20 protein-coding genes are annotated in these 18523 nt (G+C 59.5%); 17 read left to right on the top strand and 3 right to left on the bottom strand.

The window, feature by feature from the left end:
* Window positions 1-75: 75 nt before the first annotated feature.
* Window positions 76-936, top strand: a complete 861-nt coding sequence (gene uilS, locus AC4PR2_RS08500) for a UilS family quorum-quenching N-acyl-homoserine lactonase (RefSeq protein WP_060419068.1) — start codon at window positions 76-78, stop codon at window positions 934-936.
* On the opposite strand, the gene AC4PR2_RS08495 is transcribed toward uilS, so the two are convergent.
* Complete coding sequence (locus AC4PR2_RS08495) at window positions 920-1825, bottom strand: LysR family transcriptional regulator (RefSeq protein ID WP_492175021.1); 906 nt, start codon at window positions 1823-1825, stop codon at window positions 920-922. The two genes, uilS and AC4PR2_RS08495, sit on opposite strands and share 17 nt — an antisense overlap.
* 106 nt (window positions 1826-1931) lie before the next feature.
* On the opposite strand from AC4PR2_RS08495, the gene AC4PR2_RS08490 reads away from it, so the two are divergent.
* The 3 genes from AC4PR2_RS08490 (at window position 1932) to AC4PR2_RS08480 (ending at window position 4693) form a co-directional block, all read left to right on the top strand.
* Complete coding sequence (locus AC4PR2_RS08490) at window positions 1932-2678, top strand: sulfite exporter TauE/SafE family protein (protein WP_492175020.1); 747 nt, start codon at window positions 1932-1934, stop codon at window positions 2676-2678.
* Between the two features lie 288 nt (window positions 2679-2966).
* Window positions 2967-3233, top strand: coding sequence for a hypothetical protein (locus AC4PR2_RS08485; RefSeq protein WP_049199419.1), 267 nt, complete (start codon window positions 2967-2969; stop codon window positions 3231-3233).
* A gap of 395 nt (window positions 3234-3628) precedes the next feature.
* On the top strand, window positions 3629-4693 hold the full coding sequence (locus AC4PR2_RS08480) for a P1 family peptidase (protein ID WP_060440006.1): 1065 nt from the start codon (window positions 3629-3631) through the stop codon (window positions 4691-4693).
* Window positions 4694-4706: 13 nt separating this feature from the next.
* Here AC4PR2_RS08480 and AC4PR2_RS08475 read toward each other — a convergent pair whose 3' ends face one another.
* On the bottom strand, window positions 4707-5846 hold the full coding sequence (locus AC4PR2_RS08475; protein ID WP_060440005.1) for an acyltransferase family protein: 1140 nt from the start codon (window positions 5844-5846) through the stop codon (window positions 4707-4709).
* 360 nt (window positions 5847-6206) lie between these two features.
* Between AC4PR2_RS08475 and AC4PR2_RS08470 the strand changes: the two genes are divergently transcribed.
* The 7 genes from AC4PR2_RS08470 (at window position 6207) to AC4PR2_RS08440 (ending at window position 11721) form a co-directional block, all read left to right on the top strand.
* The gene (locus AC4PR2_RS08470) at window positions 6207-8429 is read left to right on the top strand and encodes a xanthine dehydrogenase family protein molybdopterin-binding subunit (protein ID WP_492175019.1); all 2223 of its coding nucleotides are present in this window, start codon (window positions 6207-6209) and stop codon (window positions 8427-8429) included.
* Entirely contained in the window at window positions 8429-8887 is a 459-nt protein-coding gene (locus AC4PR2_RS08465; protein ID WP_060419049.1) for a (2Fe-2S)-binding protein, read from the top strand. Before AC4PR2_RS08470 ends, AC4PR2_RS08465 begins: the two co-directional genes overlap by 1 nt.
* An 11-nt stretch (window positions 8888-8898) precedes the next feature.
* Entirely contained in the window at window positions 8899-10203 is a 1305-nt protein-coding gene (locus tag AC4PR2_RS08460) for a cytochrome c (protein ID WP_060419047.1), read from the top strand.
* 123 nt (window positions 10204-10326) lie between these two features.
* Window positions 10327-10473 (top strand): hypothetical protein, encoded by a 147-nt coding sequence (locus tag AC4PR2_RS08455; RefSeq protein WP_193159046.1) that lies wholly within the window; start codon window positions 10327-10329, stop codon window positions 10471-10473.
* 113 nt (window positions 10474-10586) lie between these two features.
* Window positions 10587-10787 carry a lipoprotein gene (locus AC4PR2_RS08450; protein WP_089185938.1) on the top strand — a complete coding sequence of 67 codons (201 nt, stop codon included), beginning with the start codon at window positions 10587-10589 and terminating at the stop codon, window positions 10785-10787.
* Window positions 10788-11103: 316 nt separating this feature from the next.
* Window positions 11104-11385, top strand: coding sequence for a hypothetical protein (locus AC4PR2_RS08445; protein WP_060419045.1), 282 nt, complete (start codon window positions 11104-11106; stop codon window positions 11383-11385).
* 66 nt (window positions 11386-11451) lie between these two features.
* Window positions 11452-11721: a hypothetical protein gene (locus AC4PR2_RS08440; RefSeq protein ID WP_443014473.1), complete on the top strand. Its 270-nt coding sequence runs from the start codon at window positions 11452-11454 to the stop codon at window positions 11719-11721.
* Here AC4PR2_RS08440 and AC4PR2_RS08435 read toward each other — a convergent pair.
* The gene (locus AC4PR2_RS08435; RefSeq protein ID WP_080432940.1) at window positions 11707-12597 is read right to left on the bottom strand and encodes a LysR family transcriptional regulator; all 891 of its coding nucleotides are present in this window, start codon (window positions 12595-12597) and stop codon (window positions 11707-11709) included. The two genes, AC4PR2_RS08440 and AC4PR2_RS08435, sit on opposite strands and share 15 nt — an antisense overlap.
* Before the next feature lie 110 nt (window positions 12598-12707).
* Here AC4PR2_RS08435 and AC4PR2_RS08430 point away from each other — a divergent pair, with 110 nt between their 5' ends.
* The 6 genes from AC4PR2_RS08430 to AC4PR2_RS08405 all read left to right on the top strand — a co-directional run bounded on the left by AC4PR2_RS08430 (window position 12708) and on the right by AC4PR2_RS08405 (window position 18508).
* Window positions 12708-13451, top strand: a complete 744-nt coding sequence (locus tag AC4PR2_RS08430) for an SDR family oxidoreductase (protein WP_060419041.1) — start codon at window positions 12708-12710, stop codon at window positions 13449-13451.
* Between the two features lie 60 nt (window positions 13452-13511).
* Window positions 13512-14462 carry an MBL fold metallo-hydrolase gene (locus AC4PR2_RS08425; RefSeq protein ID WP_070914948.1) on the top strand — a complete coding sequence of 317 codons (951 nt, stop codon included), beginning with the start codon at window positions 13512-13514 and terminating at the stop codon, window positions 14460-14462.
* A gap of 185 nt (window positions 14463-14647) precedes the next feature.
* Window positions 14648-15445, top strand: a complete 798-nt coding sequence (locus tag AC4PR2_RS08420) for an AraC family transcriptional regulator (protein ID WP_443014474.1) — start codon at window positions 14648-14650, stop codon at window positions 15443-15445.
* Between the two features lie 67 nt (window positions 15446-15512).
* Entirely contained in the window at window positions 15513-16145 is a 633-nt protein-coding gene (locus AC4PR2_RS08415) for a LysE family translocator (protein WP_060440001.1), read from the top strand.
* 127 nt (window positions 16146-16272) lie between these two features.
* The gene (locus tag AC4PR2_RS08410) at window positions 16273-17022 is read left to right on the top strand and encodes an SDR family NAD(P)-dependent oxidoreductase (RefSeq protein ID WP_060440000.1); all 750 of its coding nucleotides are present in this window, start codon (window positions 16273-16275) and stop codon (window positions 17020-17022) included.
* 22 nt (window positions 17023-17044) lie between these two features.
* A complete protein-coding gene (locus AC4PR2_RS08405; RefSeq protein ID WP_193159050.1) occupies window positions 17045-18508 on the top strand; it encodes an aldehyde dehydrogenase family protein in 1464 nt (487 codons plus the stop codon).
* The last annotated feature ends 15 nt before the right edge of the window (window positions 18509-18523 follow it).

The following is an 18523-nucleotide window of genomic DNA, read 5'->3' as shown; positions in this document are numbered from 1 at the left end:
ATTGACTGGCGGCGCTCATTCGGGGATTAATGTTAGCCTGATTTTTACCTTACCTATAAAAAACAGGAAGTTAACATGACATTAACCACGCATAAAATGGAAAGCGGCCTGGCCGTAACAGTTCGTTTACCTGATAACCCGGCCAAGGTTCCGGCGATTATTCTGTGCCACGGCTTCTGCGGCATTCAGGAGCTGTTGCTGCCGGCCTTTGCCGAGGCCTTCGTCAACGCCGGTTTTGCGGCGGTGACGTTTGACTATCGCGGCTTCGGTGCCAGCGAGGGTGAACGCGGGCGGCTGGTACCGGCGCTGCAGATTGAGGATATCCTGGCGGTGAGCCGGTGGGTGCAAACGCAGCCGCAGATCGACAGCGAGCGCATCGGCCTGTGGGGCACGTCGTTTGGCGGCTGCCACGTGTTCGGCGCTGCCGCGGCCGAGCCGGCCATCAAGTGCGTCGTTAGCCAGCTGGCCTTCGCCGACGGGGAAACCATCGTGACGGGGAAAATGGCCGCCGACGAAAAACAGGCGTTCATCGCCACGCTGGACAAAATGGCGGAGAAGAAGCAGGCCACCGGCAAAGAGATGTTTGTCGCCGTCACCCGGGTGTTGAGCGATGACGAGTCGAAAGCGTTCTTCGAGGAGAACAAGGTGCGTTACCCGGCGATGGACATCAAGATCCCGTTCCTGACCGTGCGCGAAACGCTGCGCTATCAGCCGCGTGACAATGCGGCGCGAGTCACATGCCCGGTACTGGTGGTGGTGGCGGGCGGCGATACCGTGAATCCGCCGGAGCAGGGCATCGCGCTGTATGAGGCGGTAGGCAGCGCGAAGAAGGCGCTGCATGTCGAGCAGAATGCGAAGCACTATGACATGTACGCCGGCCCGCATTTCGCCGGCATCATCGGCCGTCAGATCGCCTGGTTCAACGATCACCTGTAATACCGCCTTCCCCCTGGCGCAGGAACGCCACCAGCCGCTGCGCCGGCAGCGGCAGCAGCGCCCATTCGCGCACCACCAGTGACAGGCGCCGGGTCGCCCAATCGTCCGTCAGCGGCAGGGCGCCGTGTCGGATCTGCGGATGGCGTTGGGCACTCTCTTCCGGCACCACCGCCAGCCCGGCGCCGCGCCACACCATGCGGCAGATGGCGTCGAAATTAGCGGCGCGCGCCCGTAGCCGCATCGGGCCGCCGCTGCGTATCGCCAGCCGTTCCAAATGCTGTTGCAGCGCACTCTCTTCCGGCAGGCCGATAAACTCAAAAGACAGGGTGTCTGCGAAGCTGACCGTGCGGCGGCCGCTGAGCGCATGCTCCGGCGGCAGCGCCAGCACCAGACGATCCTGCCGGAAGGGGTAGCTTGCCAGCCCGCGCAGATCGGCGTGATCCGCCACGATGCCGATATCCGCCGCCTGTTCGGCGATCGCCTGCGCGATGACCGGGCTGGGCAGCTCCTCCAGCGCGATGTCGGTGTGCGGGTGCAGCACCAGAAAATCCGCCAGCAGCTCCGGCAGAAAAGCGTCGGCGGCGACGGTATTGGCGACGATGCGCAGCTGGCTGCGCTGGCCCGGCGCGAACTCGGCCATGTCGCCCCGCAGCCGGTCGCGCTGTTGCAGCAGCGCGCGCGCGTGCTGCAACAGGCGTTCACCGGCCGGCGTCGCCTGGACGCCGCGCGGATTGCGCGTCAGCAGCGCCACGCCGGCCTGTTGCTCCAGCCCGCGCATGCGTGCGCTGGCGGCGGCCAGCGACAGCCCGACGCGCTCGGCGCCGGCGGTGATGCTGCCGGTCTCGAGCACCGCCGCCAACAGCCGCAGATCGATAAAGTCAAAATGCATGCGTTCTTCCTCTGTCTTTGCCGCAGGCAGGCTCTGCCATTGCCGCATTGTGCCGCGCCGTGCCGCCGGCCACAATCGGGCCGTTGATTGCCATAAGGATAGACGCATGTCGCTGACGTTACTCGAGAATATCGCCCTGACGGGCATTTTTACGCTGGCCGGCACGGTCAAGGGGGCGATCGGCCTGGGGTTGCCGACGGTGTCGATGGGGCTGCTCAGCCTGATGATGCCGCCGGGGCAGGCCGCCGCGCTGCTGCTGTTGCCTTCACTGGTCACCAATCTGTGGCAGTTGCTGTGCGGGCCGCGGCTGGGAGCGCTGTGCCGCCGGCTCTGGCCGATGATGCTGTGCGTCACGCTGGGCACGTTGCTGAGCTCCGGCGCGCTCACCGCCACCGACGGCCGCCTGGCGCCGCTGGCGCTGGGCGTTTGCCTGATCGGTTATGCGCTGTTGGGATTCACCCGTTTCGACTGGCGCGTTTCCGCCACGGCGGAGCCTTGGCTGGGGCCGCTGTGCGGCTTGGTGACCGGTGCGCTGACCGGCGCCACCGGCGTATTCGTCATACCGGCGGTGCCCTATCTGAACGCATTGGGCCTGGCGCGTGACGATCTGGTGCAGGCGCTGGGGCTGTCGTTCACCGTCTCGACGCTGGCGCTGGCCGCCGGATTAGCCTGGCATCAGGCGCTGCCCGGCGCGCTGCTCGGCGGTTCGCTGCTGGCGCTGCTGCCGGCGCTGGGCGGCATGTGGCTGGGCGGGATCGTGCGTCGTCACAGCAGCCCGCTGATTTTTCGCCGCCTTTTCTTTATCGGGTTATTAATCTTGGGAATTGAGATTGTTTGGCGTTCAATTAATTAAATCGATAGCATTTATGTGTAATTAGGTCAGGTATATTATTCTGTATTTTATTCTAATATGATTATTTCCAGCATTGAGAATACACTTTCAGTCATTCTTGTCAAAAAACAGCCCTTGTGGCAGCGGTTACGGAGCCAGTGGTTTCTGGAGTAATGGCAGCTCTACAGGAAATGGGTATGGCGGCAATGGCACTGGACCGAGAGAGGCCAGAGAATCCGGAACCAAACGCTAATTAACCGCTGCAATCCTAGCACAGAAGTAAAATTCTGTGCTTTTATGGGGGATATGATGAGTAAATATGTTGTTTTTATAAAGAGTGATGAGTCAAGGGTGCTGAGAAAGGAAGTGGTTACACGAGAAATAATTAAAGATATGAAGCAAAAGGGGTTCAGAAAGCATCATGTTGAAGTAGACGCTGAGAACGAGAATGATGCCATTAACAAACTAAATAAGAACAGCAATGACTATTTGGACTCATTGAGAAACTTTTCCGGTGATTTATTACTCTGTTCTATTTTTGTCATTGCTATGGTCATGGTTTATTTATTCAGATGAGCCATAATCCAGTTTTGAATCATTCAATTTTTTATACTATACGATTGCCCGCTAAAACCCCAATAAGGCTCAGGCCTGCGGCCCACTCCAACTGGTCTCCTGTATGCCGGAGAGGAGACTTTCGCCGATTTTGCTCTCCCGTTCTTCATACCCGCCGTGGGCGATGACCCTGCCTTTGCCGTGCGTGAGGTCGCAGCGCTTGCACGCTTTCAACACCCGTTGTTTCACTCGATAGCGGCGTCGCCCTGGCCGTAGAGGCGGCAAAAAAGTGGTGCAGGCAATGAACGGTGATGGGGCCAGGCTATTTTTTCTGCCCGCTCCTGTTTTCAATTTACGGCGCGGCGCATTGCGCGATATTCTGGTTTTCTGATGGGCTAACGGCAGATGAGGGAACCATGACAGACAGCCAGGTGTTTGAACAACAAAGCCTCGACAATCTGCTGAGCTATTGGCGGCGCCATCGCCGCCTGCCGGGCGCGCGCTATCCGGCCGGGCCGACCGACAGCCTGTGCGACGTGCCGGGCGTCAGCGTTGGGCATCACACCCTGACCGACGGCGAATGCCAGACCGGCGTCACCGCCATCGTGCCGCCGGGCGATCTGTTCAACCAGCCGCTGCCGTGCGGCAGCGCGGTGCTCAACGGCTTCGCCAAGCCGCTGGGATTGGTGCAATTGAATGAGCTGGGGGAGTTGCAGACGCCTATTCTGCTGAGCAACACCTTCGCCGTCGGCACGCTGTTCAACGCCATGGTGCGGCGCAGCTGCCTGCGCTACCCACAGATCGGCCGCGGCAGCGCCACCATCAACCCGCTGGTACTGGAGTGCAACGACGGCTACCTCAACGATATTCAGGCGATGGCGGTGCGTGAGGAGCACGTCTTCAGCGCGCTGGATAACCATTCCACCCGCTTTGCGCGCGGCAGCGTCGGCGCCGGGCGCGGCATGAGCAGCTTCGGCCTGAAGGGCGGCATCGGCACGGCCTCGCGCTATTGCCCGGGGTTAGGCACCATGCTCGGCGTGCTGGTGCTGGCCAACTTCGGCACCCTCGACTCGCTGACGCTGAGCGGCGTGCGCGTTGGCCCGGCGCTGGGCAAGCTGTTGGCGGATCCGCCGCCGCAGGTGGACGCCGGCTCGGTCATTATCATCATCGCCTGCGATCGCGCGCTGGACAGTCGCCAGCTGAACCGCATCGCCCGCAGAGCGGGCGCGGGCCTGGGGCGGGTGGGCAGCCATTGGGGACACGGCTCCGGCGATATCGCGCTGGCGTTTTCCACCCGGTTGCTGGGGGCCACGCTGCCGGACGAAAGGCTGGAGCCGCTGTTTGCGGCGGCGGCGGACGCCACCGAATACGCGGTGCTGGATGCGTTGCTGAGCGCCGAAGGCGTCAGCGGCTTCCAGCAGCATGCGCGCGCAGCGCTGGGCCCGCTGCTCGACCGGCTGGCGGCGGGCGGCACAGCCTGACGCTCGGTGTGCGCTAAACGAAAGGTGCTACCGGTTTTTTCGGCTTACTCTTCCTGCCAAGCGCTCTTAACGGCATTTCAATGATTCTGTAATTGAATTCCGACATCAGCAGCGTTGCGGTCAAGAAAAACGTCAGGTACAGGGCAGTATGCAGGCCGTCGTAGCGGGTGGCGGCGGAAAAGAAGAGGATTTTGGTTAGGGCCAGCGCGACCACATGGGTTAAATAGATAGAGTACGATCGGGACCCGATGTAATCGCAAAACACGCGGACGGCGGGATAGCTTGAAAAGCAACCGCGGTTATAGCTGGCGAGTAACACTAAAAAGCCGGAAACCATGGCGGTGATACCGACCGAAAAACTGAGGAGCGGTTGAGGGCTGGAAAGCAACGCCAGTAAGAGCAATGCGATCATGAAAGCCCCGGCGCAGAAGGTTTTGCTCTCAAGCAGTCTGGGGCAGGGGCGTGACGAGGGGGCGTTATGTGCAAAGATGGCAATAATGACGCCCAGTGCGACCGCATCCGTTCGTAACGGCCACATGACTGGCGTTGCCGCGTTCAATGTTCTCGGCAAGAAAACTTGGGTGATGAAAACGATAAAGAAAAAGAGCGCAAGCTTCCTGTCAGTCAAGAAGAAAGCGAGTAGGGGTAAGAGCAGATAAAACTGATTCTCTAATGACAAACTCCAGTAAATGCCAAGTTCGCCGCAGGTGCCCGCCGGCCGACACTCGATAAAGTAAAAGTTCTGCGTTTGAGTAAGGGCATGCAACGCCGAGGAGGACATGCTCTCAAAGGGAATAATCTGACCTTTCCCGCCCCAAATAGAGGCCAGCAGCAGAACGATAACGATCCAGAAAATAGCCGAAGGCATGAGTCGCCAAAAACGTTTTTTCCAGAATGGCACGGTAAAATTGACAAAAGCACTGAGGCTTTTGTCTTTTGGCACCGTTGACAAAATTGACGAAGTGATAATAAAGCCCGATACGCAGAAGAAGAGATCGACGCCGCTGCCGAAGCGTGCATAGTCCAGAATTCGCCAGTAGCGCGAATCCGGGCTGAGTATCCCCGCGACATGCGCCAGAATGACGAAAACGATCGCGACGGTTCTCAATACTTCAATATCATGATTTTTTTTCGATATGGCGGGTTGCTGCATGAAAAACATCCAAAATTAACCAAATGGTGACGATGTATTTTGGCCGGGAGTATATCCTATTCCAAGGCCGGGAACGTAAACCTGAAGGTAATGCAACGCATTGTTGCTCGACGGGCCAGAAGCCGTGCACGGCGTCGATCAGATTTATGGCCAGACGGCGCGCTGATAGCAGCCCCGCCGGTGCACCGCACGATTTCTCAACGAAAAATCCCTTATCAAGATTAGGCCTGCTGGATAATAGGCTACGCTAATTATTGCTCTGTTGCGCTATATCACCTGACGGGCGCGGCAAGCCATTCCATAACAAGATTTGTTTCGCCGAAGGCAGTGACGCCTTCGGCTTTTTTGGAGTCATGAGCAATGAGCATATCCCAAGTTCCGCTTTCGCGGCGGCGGTTTATCGTCGGCGCCGGGGCGTTGGTGATCGGCGCCTATCTGCCGTCCACCGGCGCGCTGGCGCGTTCGGCTGCCCCGGCCGCCTCCGGCGCGGCGGCGTTTGACGCCAACGCCTTCGTTCAGATCGGCGCCGACGGCGTCGTCACCGTGATCAGTAAACACACCGAAGTGGGCCAGGGGGTCTATACCGGCATGGCGACGCTGGTCGCCGAAGAGCTCGATGCCGATTGGGCGCAGGTACGGGTCGTCGCCGCGCCGGTGGACACCAATATCTACAAAAACCTGACCTTCGGATTCCAGGGCACCGGCGGTTCCAGCTCGGTGGCCAATGCCTATGAGCAGATGCGGCGCATGGGCGCCATGGCGCGTGCGCTGCTGGTGCAGGCCGCCGCACAGAGTTGGAAAACCTCGGCGCAGGAAATTACCGTGCAGGCGGGCAAGATCCGCCATGCCGCCAGCGGGCGCGAGGCGGGCTTCGGCGAATTCGCCGCGCTGGCCGCCTCGCTGCCGCCGCCCGATCCCGCCAGCCTGACGCTGAAGGATCCGGCCAATTTCACCCTGATCGGCAAAACGCGCGGCCTGCACCGCGTCGATTCGCTGGCGAAAACCAACGGCAGCGCGCAGTTCTCGCAGGATATCCATGAGCCGGACATGTTGACCGTCACCATCAAGAAGCCGCCGCGCTTCGGCGGCAAGGTGGCGACCTTCGACGCCGAACGGGCGCTGGCGGTGCCGGGGGTGGTGGCGGTGAAGCAAATCGCCACCGGCGTGGCGGTTTACGCCAAAAACACCTGGGCGGCGATCCAGGGGCGGGAGCGGCTGAAGGTGACGTGGGACGACGCGCAGGCCGAACGGCGCAACACCGAGGAGATCTACGCCGAATTCCGTCAGGTGGCGCAGAAAACCGGCGTGGTGGCGAAGAGTCTCGGTAAGCCGGACGAGGTGTTCGACAAGGCCGACAAGGTGATCGAGGCCGAATACACCTTCCCCTATGTCGCCCACGCGCCGATGGAGCCGCTGGACGGCTATCTGTTCTGGGACGGCGAGAGCGTCAAGGCGCGCTACGGCTGCCAAATCCAAACCCTCGATCACAAGCAGCTGTGCGATCTGTTCGAGTTGCCGCCGGACAAGGTGCAGATTGAAACCATTCTGGCGGGCGGCAGCTTCGGCCGGCGCATCGATTTAGGCAACCCGACGCTGGGGCCGGATCTGGCGGCCGACATGGCGGCGGCGGCCAAGGGCATCGGCCCCGGCCACGGCGTGAAGGTGGTATGGACGCGCGAGGACGACATCCGCAACGGCTGGTATCGCCCGATGATCCTGCACCGCCTGCGCGGGGCCATCCGCGGCGGCAAGGTGGTGGGCTGGACCGATACCGTGGTCGGCCACTCCTGGACGCGCCACAGCGCGATGGATGCGCTGGTGGTCAACGGCCTCGATCAGATGATGGTCGAGGGCGCCAGCGAGGTGTCATACACCTTCGAAGCCTTCCGCTGCGATGCGCACATTGTGCCGGGCAAGGTGCCGACCACCTCGCTGCGGTCGGTGGCCAGCACCCACACCGGCCACGCGGTGGAGAGCTTTATCGATCAGCTGTTGCAGGAAACCGGGCAGGATCCGGTCGAAGGGCGGTTGGCGCTGATGGGCGATGCGCCGCGTGCGGCGGGCGTGCTGCGCGCGGTAGCGAAAGCCGCTGACTGGCAGGGCGCGAAAGTGGTGGACGGACGCGCGCGCGGCGTGGGCGTCGCCAAGGCGTTCGATACCTATGTGGCGCAGGTGGCCGAGGTCTCGATCGGCGAAGGCGGCATCCCGAAAGTGCACAAGGTGTGGTGCGCGGTGGACTGCGGCGTGGCGGTGAACCCCGACGTGATCCGCGCGCAGATCGAGGGCGGCATCGGCTACGGCCTGAGCATGGCGCTGTACGGCAATATCACGCTGAAAGATGGCGTGGTCGAACAGTCCAACTTCAATAACTTCCGCCCGCTGCGCATCGATGAGATGCCGGAGATCGAGGTGATCATCGTGCCCTCGAGCGAGAAACCGACCGGCGTGGGCGAGCTGGGGGTGCCGACCATCGCCCCGGCGGTCGGCAACGCGCTGGCGCTGCTCGGGCGGCCGCGCACCTCGCTGAGCCTGCCGCTGCATAATCCTACCGCGAACCCGGCGTCTGACAAGGAGAGAACCTGATGATTCAATTAACCGTAAACGAGCAGCCGCTGACCTTCGAGGGCGATCCGCACATGCCGCTGTTGTGGTTTTTGCGTGACGAAGCCGGCCTGACCGGCACCAAGTTCGGCTGCGGCATCGCCATGTGCGGCGCCTGTACCGTGCATCTGGACGGTGTGCCGGTACGATCGTGCATGACGCCGGTCTCCGCCGCCGTCGGCAAAAAAATCACCACCATCGAAGCCGTGGGCGCCACGCCGGAAGGCAAGGCGGTGCAGGAAGCCTGGCTTGATCTGGATGTGGTGCAGTGCGGCTACTGCCAGTCCGGCCAGATCATGAGCGCCACCGCGCTGCTGGCGCAAAGCAAGGATCCGAGCGATGCGGACATCGACGCGGCGATGGGCGGCAACGTCTGCCGCTGCGCCACCTATGTGCGCATTCGCGCCGCCATCCACCAGGCCGCCAAGGCGTTGGGTTAGGGAGAGATGCGATGAGCAATGCCTTGAAAGGGCTGTTATGGCTGATTATCGCCGTGGTGGTGTTGGCGGGAGGATACGCGCTGTACACGCTGCTGCGGCCCACCGGCGCGGAGCCTGCGGCGCCGATCGCCGGGGCGCCGGCCGGCATCACCGATAAACTGGCGCGCGGCGAGTACCTGGCGCGCGCCGCCGACTGCGTGGCGTGCCACACCGCGCCGGGCGGCACGCCGTATGCGGGCGGCTTCGCCTTCAAACTGCCGTTCGGCACCATTTACGGCACCAACATCACCGCCGACAAGGAGACCGGCATCGGCAACTGGAGCGACGATCAGTTCGTGCGCGCGGTGCGTGAGGGCATCGGCCCGCAGGGCAACCTGTATCCGGCGATGCCGTACACCTCGTACACCGAACTGAGCCGCGACGACGTGCTGGCGATCAAGGATTATCTGTTCAGCCTGCCGCCGGTGAAGCAGGCCAACCCGCAAAACGATTTGTCGTTCCCGTTCAACCAGCGTTGGGGCATGAAATTCTGGAACCTGGCGTTCTTCCATGAGCAGCGCTTTGCGCCGGATCTCAACAAGGACGAGCAGTGGAACCGCGGCGCCTATCTGGCGACGGCGCTCGGCCACTGCGGCGAGTGCCATACGCCGCGCAATCTGGGGTTCGGCCTCAACCAGAGCAAGCACCTGAGCGGTGAAGTGGTGCAGGGCTGGTTCGCCGCCAACATCACGCCGGATAAGCAGACCGGCATCGGCGGCTGGAGCGACCAGCAGCTGTCGCAATATCTGGCCACCGGCCATGCCCCGGGGCGCAGCAGCGCCGCCGGCCCGATGGCGGAAGCGGTGGAAAACAGCCTGCAGTTCCTGACGCCGGAAGACAATCTGGCGCTGGTGAAATACCTGCGCGATATCGAACCGATCGCCGGCGACGGCGCAGCGGCGGTGAACCTGCAGCCGAAGGGCGCGGGGGCCTCCACGCCGATCCTGCCGGGCGGGCAAGACAGTTCGCTCGGGCGCCGGGTATTTGCCAACGACTGCAGCGGCTGCCACCAGTGGAACGGGCCGGGCCGCCAGAGCGAGTACGCGTCGCTAGTAGGCAGCACGGCGGTGAACGATCCGCAGGGGCGCAGCGTGGTGCAGGCCATCCTGAAGGGGACGAGCATCAGCATTGGCGATCGGCATGAAATGATGCCGGCGTTCGGCAGCGCCTATTCCGACGAGGAAGTGGCGGCGGTCGCCAACTTCGTGGTCGGCCACTTCGGCGATAAGCAGGGCAACGTCACCGCCAAACAGGTGGCGGAGCAGCGCAAGCAGTAGCGCATCGCGGCCGCCACGGCGGCGTGCAGGTTAAAGGCGGCGATATCGCGGATATTGCCGCTTTTTTTATTGCCGGCATGCCGGCGGCAGTGTGACGCTCAATCAAAAATCAGAGGGGGGACCGTGATAAAAATCGTAACGTTGTTAACCAATCAAAACTACCTGGCCTGTCTTGTAGCAGCATTACTCTTCATCGTTACGGCCGATACCAACCATCTGCGTGATAGCGTTAACTATGGGCTGCAGGCCGTCTTTGATGCTGAAGGATAACAGTAAACAAACCCACCGATGAGGTGGTTTTTTTGCTTTCTAGGGGGTGCTTTACCCAGCAAGTGAGATTCGTTATCATTTGCCTGGTTGATTGTTACTATAAGGATGTAGAAATGCAAAAGTCACTATTGGTTGCCCTGGGGGTGATAGTTCTATCAGGATGTGCAGGCCAGAACGATGATTATCAATTGAATAGCAAACAATCGTCTGCTCAGAAAGACAGCAAAGAGTGGAAGGAGTTTGTTGCTCCTCTGTCTACCAAAACGCAATCACCACAAGACAGACTGATGAAGCGTGCTGAGAGAAACTACTAACAGAGAAAAGCCCATTTGAGTGGGATTTTTGCTTTCTGGCATTAGTGTTTTTTTAATGGTATATCACTCCCAAAATTCGCTATGAACTCAGGGTTAAAAGCTATCGCGAGCACGACTGCCGCCAGAACCAGTATCAACATTTTCTTTTGCATAGTGACCTCATAGCTATTTAGCCAGAAGCCATGTTGTCACGCTGACCACACTTGATTCCAGGGAAAAGCCCGACAAATCGCGGGCGAAAACCGCTTTTCGTTGCCTACTTCATGCTCTCTGCTACCATGTAACGACTTGTTACTTGTCTATGGAAAAGGACGAAATGCTTAAGTTGATTGGTGGGCTGCTGATTTTAGTTGGTGCAATTACTGTTGGTTACGCTATCGGCATGGAAGTTACTGTTGGCTACGTTGATAAGGTTTACAACAGTGGGCTGATGGCAAACCGAGAGATTTACACAATTGCAGGTAGTGCAACGGCTATTATCGGCACCTTAGTTGCTATGACTGGGGTGATTGCTGAGTTTTTGGAAAAAAGAGAAAACGAAAAGTTAGACATCTTGAAAAATATCAAGAATGGCTTAGCTGACCACCTAGAGAAATAATCTCTCTCGAAAAAATTATTTATAACCTCGCTTCGGCGGGGTTTTTTTATGCCCGGAGAACACTAAATGTCAGAACAAAACGGCGGCAGCCTCGTCTATCAGGTCGATATCGACACTGCAAAAATGATCACCGGGAGCCGTAGGGCATCTGTTGTTCTTGAGAAGATGGAAAAACAGTCAGGAAAGGCAGAGGCCAGCTTATCAAAACTCGAGCACCAGGCCGGTTCTACAGGCTTAACTCTTGGCACTCTGCCACGTGTCGCTAAAGCTGACCAGATGACCACCGGCGGCAGTGCGCAATATTGGGTGGGCAAGGCGGGGTTAGCCCTGGCTTAATTGATTGAAAAGATAGTCAAAGACCACGCGCACGCGCGCCGGGCAGGCGTGCTGATGCGTATGATAGAGGTTGACCGGCCAGGGCGGCGGGGCGTCGCCCGGCAGAACGGCTACCAGCTCACCCGCAGCGAGGTGTTTTTCAACCAAATACCCGGCCAGTTGGCCAAAGCCTAAACCGGCGAGCACCGCTTTACGCTCTATATCGGGCGTGTCGGTGACGAAGGCGGCGGACTTCGGGTAGAGATAACGTTTTTGGCTAAATTCCCAGGGCCAGTAGCGCCCGGTCTTGCGGTTCACCAGCGCGACAATCGGCAGATGGGCGAGTTGGTCTACCTGCTCCGGCGGCGGCAGGCGATCGAGCAGCGTCGGCGAGGCAACCAGATGGAAAGGCATGGTTCTGGGCTGGCGAACGATACAGGTTTGGTCGTGCAGAAAGCCGATGCGAATGCCGATATCAATTCTTTCTTCGACCAGATCGCTGTGGATATTCGACAGGTGGAACTCGATCGTAATCGCAGGATACTGGCGCGCGAATTCCGCCAGTATCGGCATGACGACCTCGCTGCCATAGGTATGCGGCGCCGTAAGGCGCACCACGCCGCCGAGATCTTCCGCCGCTTTCCCCTGCGGCTGAAACAGCCTGTTCACCTGATCCATCGCCGTTTTGGCCTGCTCAAGAAAGCCGAGGCCGAAATCCGTGATTCTCACGCTGCGGGTATTGCGGTGGAACAGCTGCTCACCGAGCACCGACTCGAGCTCTTTGATGGCTCGGGTGACTTTTTGCGGGGAAATGCCGAGCCTGGTCGCCGTGTGTTTAAAGTTCATCTCCTCGGCGGCGGCGCAGAAAATGCGCAAGGCTTCTTGTCTGTTTTGCACGTTGACCTCTTTGTTCCAAAAAATGGAATTCTCAAAGCATAACACTTCCATTTACCGGGCGGAAACGGCGGATAAAGTATTCGCACTGACCCTAACAAGAGGAACGAGAGATGAACCGTATTTCAGGCAAAGTGGTGGTGATTACCGGCGCCAGCAGCGGGCTGGGCGAGGCGACCGCATTACATCTGGCCGCGCAAGGGGCGACGGTGGTGGTGGCGGCGCGCAGGAAAGATCGTCTTGATGCGCTGGTTCGGCAAATCGTTGGCGACGGCGGCACCGCGTTGGCGCTGCAGGTGGATGTGACGAAGCGTCAGGAGGTCGAAGCGATGATCGCCCAGACCGTCAGGCAGTTTGGCAAGATTGATGTCCTGGTCAACAACGCGGGGCTGATGGCGATCGCACCGCTGAGTGCCGTGAAGGTCGATGAATGGGAACGGATGATCGATATCAATGTGAAAGGCGTGCTGTACGGCATCGCGGCAACCTTGCCGCTGTTCGAAAAGCAGCAATTCGGTCATTACATCACCATTTCCTCCATTGCCGGCAAGAAGGTGTTCAGCCCCGGCGGCACGGTCTATAGCGGCACTAAATTCGCGGTCAGCGCGATCGCCGAAGGTTTGCGTCACGAAGTTGGCGGAAAGATCAGAACCACGACGATCGCCCCCGGCCTGATCGACACCGAACTGAAACAGGGCAGTTCGCATGCGGAAAGTTTGCAGGCCGTCGGCGAACTCTACCAGAGCCAGGCAATTTCCGCCGATGCCATCGCGCGCGCCATCGCCTATGCGATCGAACAGCCTTCGGACGTGGATGTGAGTGAGATTGTCATCAGGCCGACCGTGCAGGAGTTTTAAATCGCCAGGGGGCATTCCCAGGGCTTTTAGCCGTATCTTCTTATCGTTATGAGGTTTTCTATGCGTCGCAATCTGCTTATTGGCGCCTTTTTCGCCGCTTTTTCTGCCGCTGCAATGGCCGCGGCGCCTTTTTCTACAATAGACAATCCCGGGTTCTACCGGATCATGCTGGGTGATGTGGAAGTGACGGCCCTGTCTGACGGCATCAGCCCGATGCCCGCCGATAAAATCTTGATCAACACCCGGCCGCAGCAGCTTGAAAAGGCGATGGCGGCCAACAACCTGTCGCTGCCGTTACCGACCTCGGTGAACGCCTACCTGATCAATACCGGAAGCAAGCTGGTTCTGGTCGATGCAGGCACCGGCGCGCTGCATGGCGAAGCGCTGGGCAAAATGATGAAAAACCTGAACGCTTCCGGCTATCAGGCGGAGCAGGTGGATGAGATTTATTTAACGCACCTGCATCCCGACCATGTGGGCGGGTTGATGGCGGACAAGCGTCTCGCCTTCCCGAACGCCACCGTCTGGGTGGAAAAGGACGAAGTCGCTTTTTGGCTGAGCGAAGAGAAAAAACGGCAGGCGGAAGAGAAAGATAAACGTTTCTTCGATGCCGCCATCGCCTCATTGCAGCCTTACGTCACGGCGGGGAAACTCAAAACGTTTGAAGGCAATCAGGCGCTCACCCCGGGCATTTCGGCTATCGACACGCGTGGGCACACGCCAGGGCACAGCGTGTTCGCCGTCGAAAGCAAAGGGCAAAAGATGGTGATTCTGGGGGATATGATCCACGTCGGCTCGGTGCAGTTTCCCGATCCGAATGTCGCCATCGCCTATGACATCGACGTCCCCGCCGCGGTTGCGCAGCGCAAGCGGCTGTTCGATGACCTCGCGCAGCAAAGGGCGCTGGTCGCAGGGGCGCATTTGTCCTTCCCGGGCCTTGGCTACATCAATAAACAGGGGAAAGGTTACGACTGGCAGCCGTTGAACTATGGCGCGATGAATCCACATTAATCGGCATGAGAGCAAGGCAAGAAGGCAGACGAACAATGTGAAGGGGCCAGGCGGCCCCTTTTTTCCGACGTTCAGAAAGCCGCTTCCGCGCAGAGCGCAGGGCTTTCACGCCGTACGTTGTGTGTTATTTTGGCCGCTGTGGATAACCGGCAATCGGGTAAAAGAGGATGGGCAATTCGGCATTTATGCATCGTTTTGACGCATTGGGCGGGCTTGAACTGCTCGTCGCGGACTTTTCAGACCATCGGTTTGACGTGCATTGGCATGATACCTGGTCGATTGGCGTTGTCCTGCGCGGCGCCAATAACAACAGCGCCAAAGGCGATGCCGACGGTATCGTCAGCCGTGGGCAAGTCAGCCTCATCGCGCCGGGGCAGATGCATGCCGGGACGGTGCTGGGAGAAGAGGGATGCCATTATTTCATGTTTTACCCCAGCCACGAGATGCTGCTGGACGTGGCGGAAAACATGGAGATGCCTCTGCCAGCGGCAGTGAAGGGGAAGCATATCGACCATGCGCCTTTCGCCAACCGGCTGTGTGAGGCCGCGACGGTATTGACCGCGGCGCAATCCAGCCGTTTCGACCGGGAGGTGGCCTGGAGCCACTGTGTGGCGGATCTGCTGGCGGTGTGTTCCCCGCGGCGCGCGCCATTGGCAGACGCCGGCATCGCACCGGGCTTGCGCAGGGCGAAAGAGTATCTGCACGATAACCCGGCGCGGGAAGTGCGTCTGGAGAGGCTGGCGCAGGCCGCCGGTCTGTCCAGGTTTCACCTTTGCCGCCAGTTCTCGGCAACATTCGGCTTGTCGCCGAGCCGCTATCAGCGGCAGCTTAGGCTGCAGCAGGCGAAGGTTTTGCTATCCCGGGGCGGCGACATCGCGGAAATCGCCGTCGCCTGCGGGTTCGCCGATCAGTCGCACCTGGGCAGGGCGTTCAAGTCGAGTTACGGCGTGACGCCGCGCGGCTATCGCGATCGCTGCCTGTGAGCAATATCGTTCTATCTCGCCGACTTACGGGGGCCGACAATGCGCCTATTTACGACGCGAGAAAATCATGGTCATCGAATTATCCACGCTGGGTTTATTTGCCCTTTCGGCCGCCGTCTTAACGCTTATTCCCGGCGCCGATATGCTTTGCGCACTGTCCAATGCCGTCAGCCAGGGAACGAAAGCGGGGCTGATTACCGTATTGGGGGCGGTCACCGGAGTGATATGCCACGTCTGTTTTGCGATTGCCGGCGTCACGGCACTGATCGCCTCTTCGCCGCTGCTGTATCAGCTTTTCGTCATCGGCGGCGCGCTGTACATCATGTGGGTCGGGTTGGGCATTTTTACCCAGGCAAATGCGATTGGCCTGGAAAGCCACGGCGAGCGCAAAAGCCGCAAAAGGCTCTATTCGCAAGGATTGCTGACCAACCTGCTTAACCCCAAGGCCATTATTTTCATGCTGGCGTTTATTCCGCAGTTTATTCGGGTGGAGGCGGGCAGGCCGGGAATGCAGATGCTGATATTAGGCATTGAACTCATCGTCATCATGTTTCTGATCGAAGTTCCCCTGGTATTTCTGGCGGGAAAGATCGCGCTGAGTATAAAACGGCGTCCGGTCATTGGGATTTATATCAATAAATGCTTCGGTGGCGTCATTCTGTTATTAGCCTGCACCATTTTGGCCGCGCGTTTACTCTAAAAATGCCACTTCTCTTTTAGGCAAAGTTGTTCGTTCGATAAGGTTTTATGTTCGCCCCGCTATGCTGCACGGCGAGCATTTACCGTAATCTTCTCCCGAGTTTCACAGACACTGAGGAGAATGACGAATGAAACGCTTTGAAAATAAAGTTGCCCTAGTGACGGGCAGTTCAAAGGGCATTGGCGCCGCCATTGCTAAACGCCTGGCGGCGGAAGGCGCCGTGGTTTTCATTAACTATTCCCGCGGGCGTGAAGATGCTAACCGGTTGGTTAAAGAGATCAATGAGCAGGGCGGCGTCGCTTTTCCGCTGCAGGCCAATGTCGGCATTGAGGCCGAAGTCAACGACCTGATGCAAAACATTGTCGAGCAGTATGGTCGCCTGGACGTGCTGGTCAATAACGCCGGGGTTTATGCCACCAATAGCCTGGAAGCCTTCAGCGACGCGGAATATGAAAGGCACTTCAATTTAAATGTCAAAGGGCTGATTTATTGCTGCAAGGCGGCGGTCGCCGCCATGCCTGAATCGGGCGGCAGCATCGTCAATATCAGCTCCAGCGTGACCTCGTTTACGCCGGCCAATTCGCTGGTTTATACCGCTTCCAAAGCCGCGGTGGACTCGATCACCAAGACGCTGGCCAACGAGCTTGGCGGGCGCAAAATCCGGGTCAATGCGGTCAATCCTGGCTTGGTCATCACGGAAGGCGTGCATGACAGCGGCTTTTTCGATACCGATTTCAAAACGCACATTGAATCCATCACCCCGCTGGGGCGCATCGGCACACCGGAGGATATCGCCCCGGCCGTGGCCTATCTCGCCTCGGACGAGGCGGGTTGGGTGACCGGCGAGAGCCTGATCGTCGGCGGCGGTTTGCATTAATTTAGCGAAGAATGGAACAGAAATGACATTAGATAAAGCCTACGGGCCACTGATTAACGGCGTATTCGAGCTGGATGGCACGGACATTCATCCCGTGATTTCCCCCTCGACCGGGGAGCGCCTGGCGGATTTGCACTACTGCAACGAACGGGACGTCGAGCGCGCCGTGTTGGCGGCGGAAGCGGCTTTCCCCGTCTGGAAGGCATTAGGGCAGCAGGCCCGCGCCCGCCTGGTGGCGCAGCTGGCGGATGTGCTGGAAAGCGATCTGGAAAGAATGGCGCAAATCGACGCGCGGGATGTGGGCCGCTGTATCAGCGAAGTGCGCCGCGATTATCAAACGGCGGTCAGACACTATCGCTATTTCGCCGCGGTTGTCATGGGGCACGAAGACAGCGGCAGAAGCATCGCGGACGGCTACAGCCTGGCGAAACGCGAGCCGCTCGGCGTCTGCGGGCAGATTATCCCCTGGAATGCGCCGGCGATCATGGCGGCGTTCAAGCTGGCACCGGCGCTGGTGACCGGCAACACGGTGGTGCTGAAGGCCGATGAAAACGCCTCGCTCTCCACGCTGGAACTGGGCAAGATGATCGCCAACATTTTCCCTGCCGGCGTCGTCAACATCATTACCGGGCTCGGGAGCGTGGCGGGGGCGGCGCTGACCGGCAACCGCAAAGTGCGCAAGCTTTCGTTCACCGGCAGCACGGAGGTGGGCAAGCGGGTGGCCAAGGCCGCCGCGGAGCGGCTGGTGCCCGTCACGCTGGAGCTGGGCGGGAAGAGCCCCAATATTGTGTTCCCGGACATCGAAGACCTGGACGCGGTGGTGGACAACGTGACCTTTGCCGCCATCCACAATAACGGCCAGTCCTGCCTGGCGGGCACCCGGCTGTTCGTTCACGCGGACATTTACGACCGTTTCAGCGCCAAACTGGTGACGGCTTTCGAACGGGTGCGCGTCGGTTCACCGCTGGCCGAGCAATCCCGGGTCAGCTGCCTGGTTTCTGAAAAGCAGGGCGAGCGGGTGCTGGCTTATATTCGGACCGGCCTCGAGGAGGGTGCCACCCTGCTGACCGGCGGCAAACGCCGCGCCGTCGCCGGCTGCGAGCATGGCTACTTCATTGAGCCGACGATCTTTGCTGCGGAAAATGGCATGCGCATTTGCCAGGAAGAAATTTTCGGGCCGGTGCTGACGCTGATCAAATGGTCAGACTACGACGAGATGATCGCCCAGGCTAACGACAGCGAATATGGGCTGGCGTCGGGGATCTACACCCGCAGCCTGAAAAACGCCCTGGCGACTGCAGACCGGCTGGAAGCCGGGTCCGTATGGATCAACCGCTACTCGAACATTACCGATGGCACCGCGTTCGGCGGTTACAAGAACAGCGGGATCGGCCGCGAGTTCTGCAAAGAAACGCTCAATGCCTACACGCAAATAAAAACCATCACGCTGCAGACGGATCTGCCCGCGGCCTGGTTTGCAGAATAAGGATAAGACCGGCAC

Source organism: Serratia sp. A07, assembly GCF_058725505.1.
Note: the sequence above shows the minus strand (reverse complement) of the source record. Positions and strands in the feature narration are given on the sequence as shown.

Bases quoted from the DNA above. Each gene is read 5' to 3' on its own strand.
- uilS (WP_060419068.1), top strand. From the start codon at position 76: ATGACATTAACCACGCATAAAATGGAAAGCGGCCTGGCCGTAACAGTT.
- AC4PR2_RS08495 (WP_492175021.1), bottom strand. From the start codon at position 1,825: ATGCATTTTGACTTTATCGATCTGCGGCTGTTGGCGGCGGTGCTCGAG.
- AC4PR2_RS08490 (WP_492175020.1), top strand. From the start codon at position 1,932: ATGTCGCTGACGTTACTCGAGAATATCGCCCTGACGGGCATTTTTACG.
- AC4PR2_RS08485 (WP_049199419.1), top strand. From the start codon at position 2,967: ATGAGTAAATATGTTGTTTTTATAAAGAGTGATGAGTCAAGGGTGCTG.
- AC4PR2_RS08480 (WP_060440006.1), top strand. From the start codon at position 3,629: ATGACAGACAGCCAGGTGTTTGAACAACAAAGCCTCGACAATCTGCTG.
- AC4PR2_RS08475 (WP_060440005.1), bottom strand. From the start codon at position 5,846: ATGCAGCAACCCGCCATATCGAAAAAAAATCATGATATTGAAGTATTG.
- AC4PR2_RS08470 (WP_492175019.1), top strand. From the start codon at position 6,207: ATGAGCATATCCCAAGTTCCGCTTTCGCGGCGGCGGTTTATCGTCGGC.
- AC4PR2_RS08465 (WP_060419049.1), top strand. From the start codon at position 8,429: ATGATTCAATTAACCGTAAACGAGCAGCCGCTGACCTTCGAGGGCGAT.
- AC4PR2_RS08460 (WP_060419047.1), top strand. From the start codon at position 8,899: ATGAGCAATGCCTTGAAAGGGCTGTTATGGCTGATTATCGCCGTGGTG.
- AC4PR2_RS08450 (WP_089185938.1), top strand. From the start codon at position 10,587: ATGCAAAAGTCACTATTGGTTGCCCTGGGGGTGATAGTTCTATCAGGA.
- AC4PR2_RS08445 (WP_060419045.1), top strand. From the start codon at position 11,104: ATGCTTAAGTTGATTGGTGGGCTGCTGATTTTAGTTGGTGCAATTACT.
- AC4PR2_RS08440 (WP_443014473.1), top strand. From the start codon at position 11,452: ATGTCAGAACAAAACGGCGGCAGCCTCGTCTATCAGGTCGATATCGAC.
- AC4PR2_RS08430 (WP_060419041.1), top strand. From the start codon at position 12,708: ATGAACCGTATTTCAGGCAAAGTGGTGGTGATTACCGGCGCCAGCAGC.
- AC4PR2_RS08425 (WP_070914948.1), top strand. From the start codon at position 13,512: ATGCGTCGCAATCTGCTTATTGGCGCCTTTTTCGCCGCTTTTTCTGCC.
- AC4PR2_RS08420 (WP_443014474.1), top strand. From the start codon at position 14,648: ATGCATCGTTTTGACGCATTGGGCGGGCTTGAACTGCTCGTCGCGGAC.
- AC4PR2_RS08415 (WP_060440001.1), top strand. From the start codon at position 15,513: ATGGTCATCGAATTATCCACGCTGGGTTTATTTGCCCTTTCGGCCGCC.
- AC4PR2_RS08410 (WP_060440000.1), top strand. From the start codon at position 16,273: ATGAAACGCTTTGAAAATAAAGTTGCCCTAGTGACGGGCAGTTCAAAG.
- AC4PR2_RS08405 (WP_193159050.1), top strand. From the start codon at position 17,045: ATGACATTAGATAAAGCCTACGGGCCACTGATTAACGGCGTATTCGAG.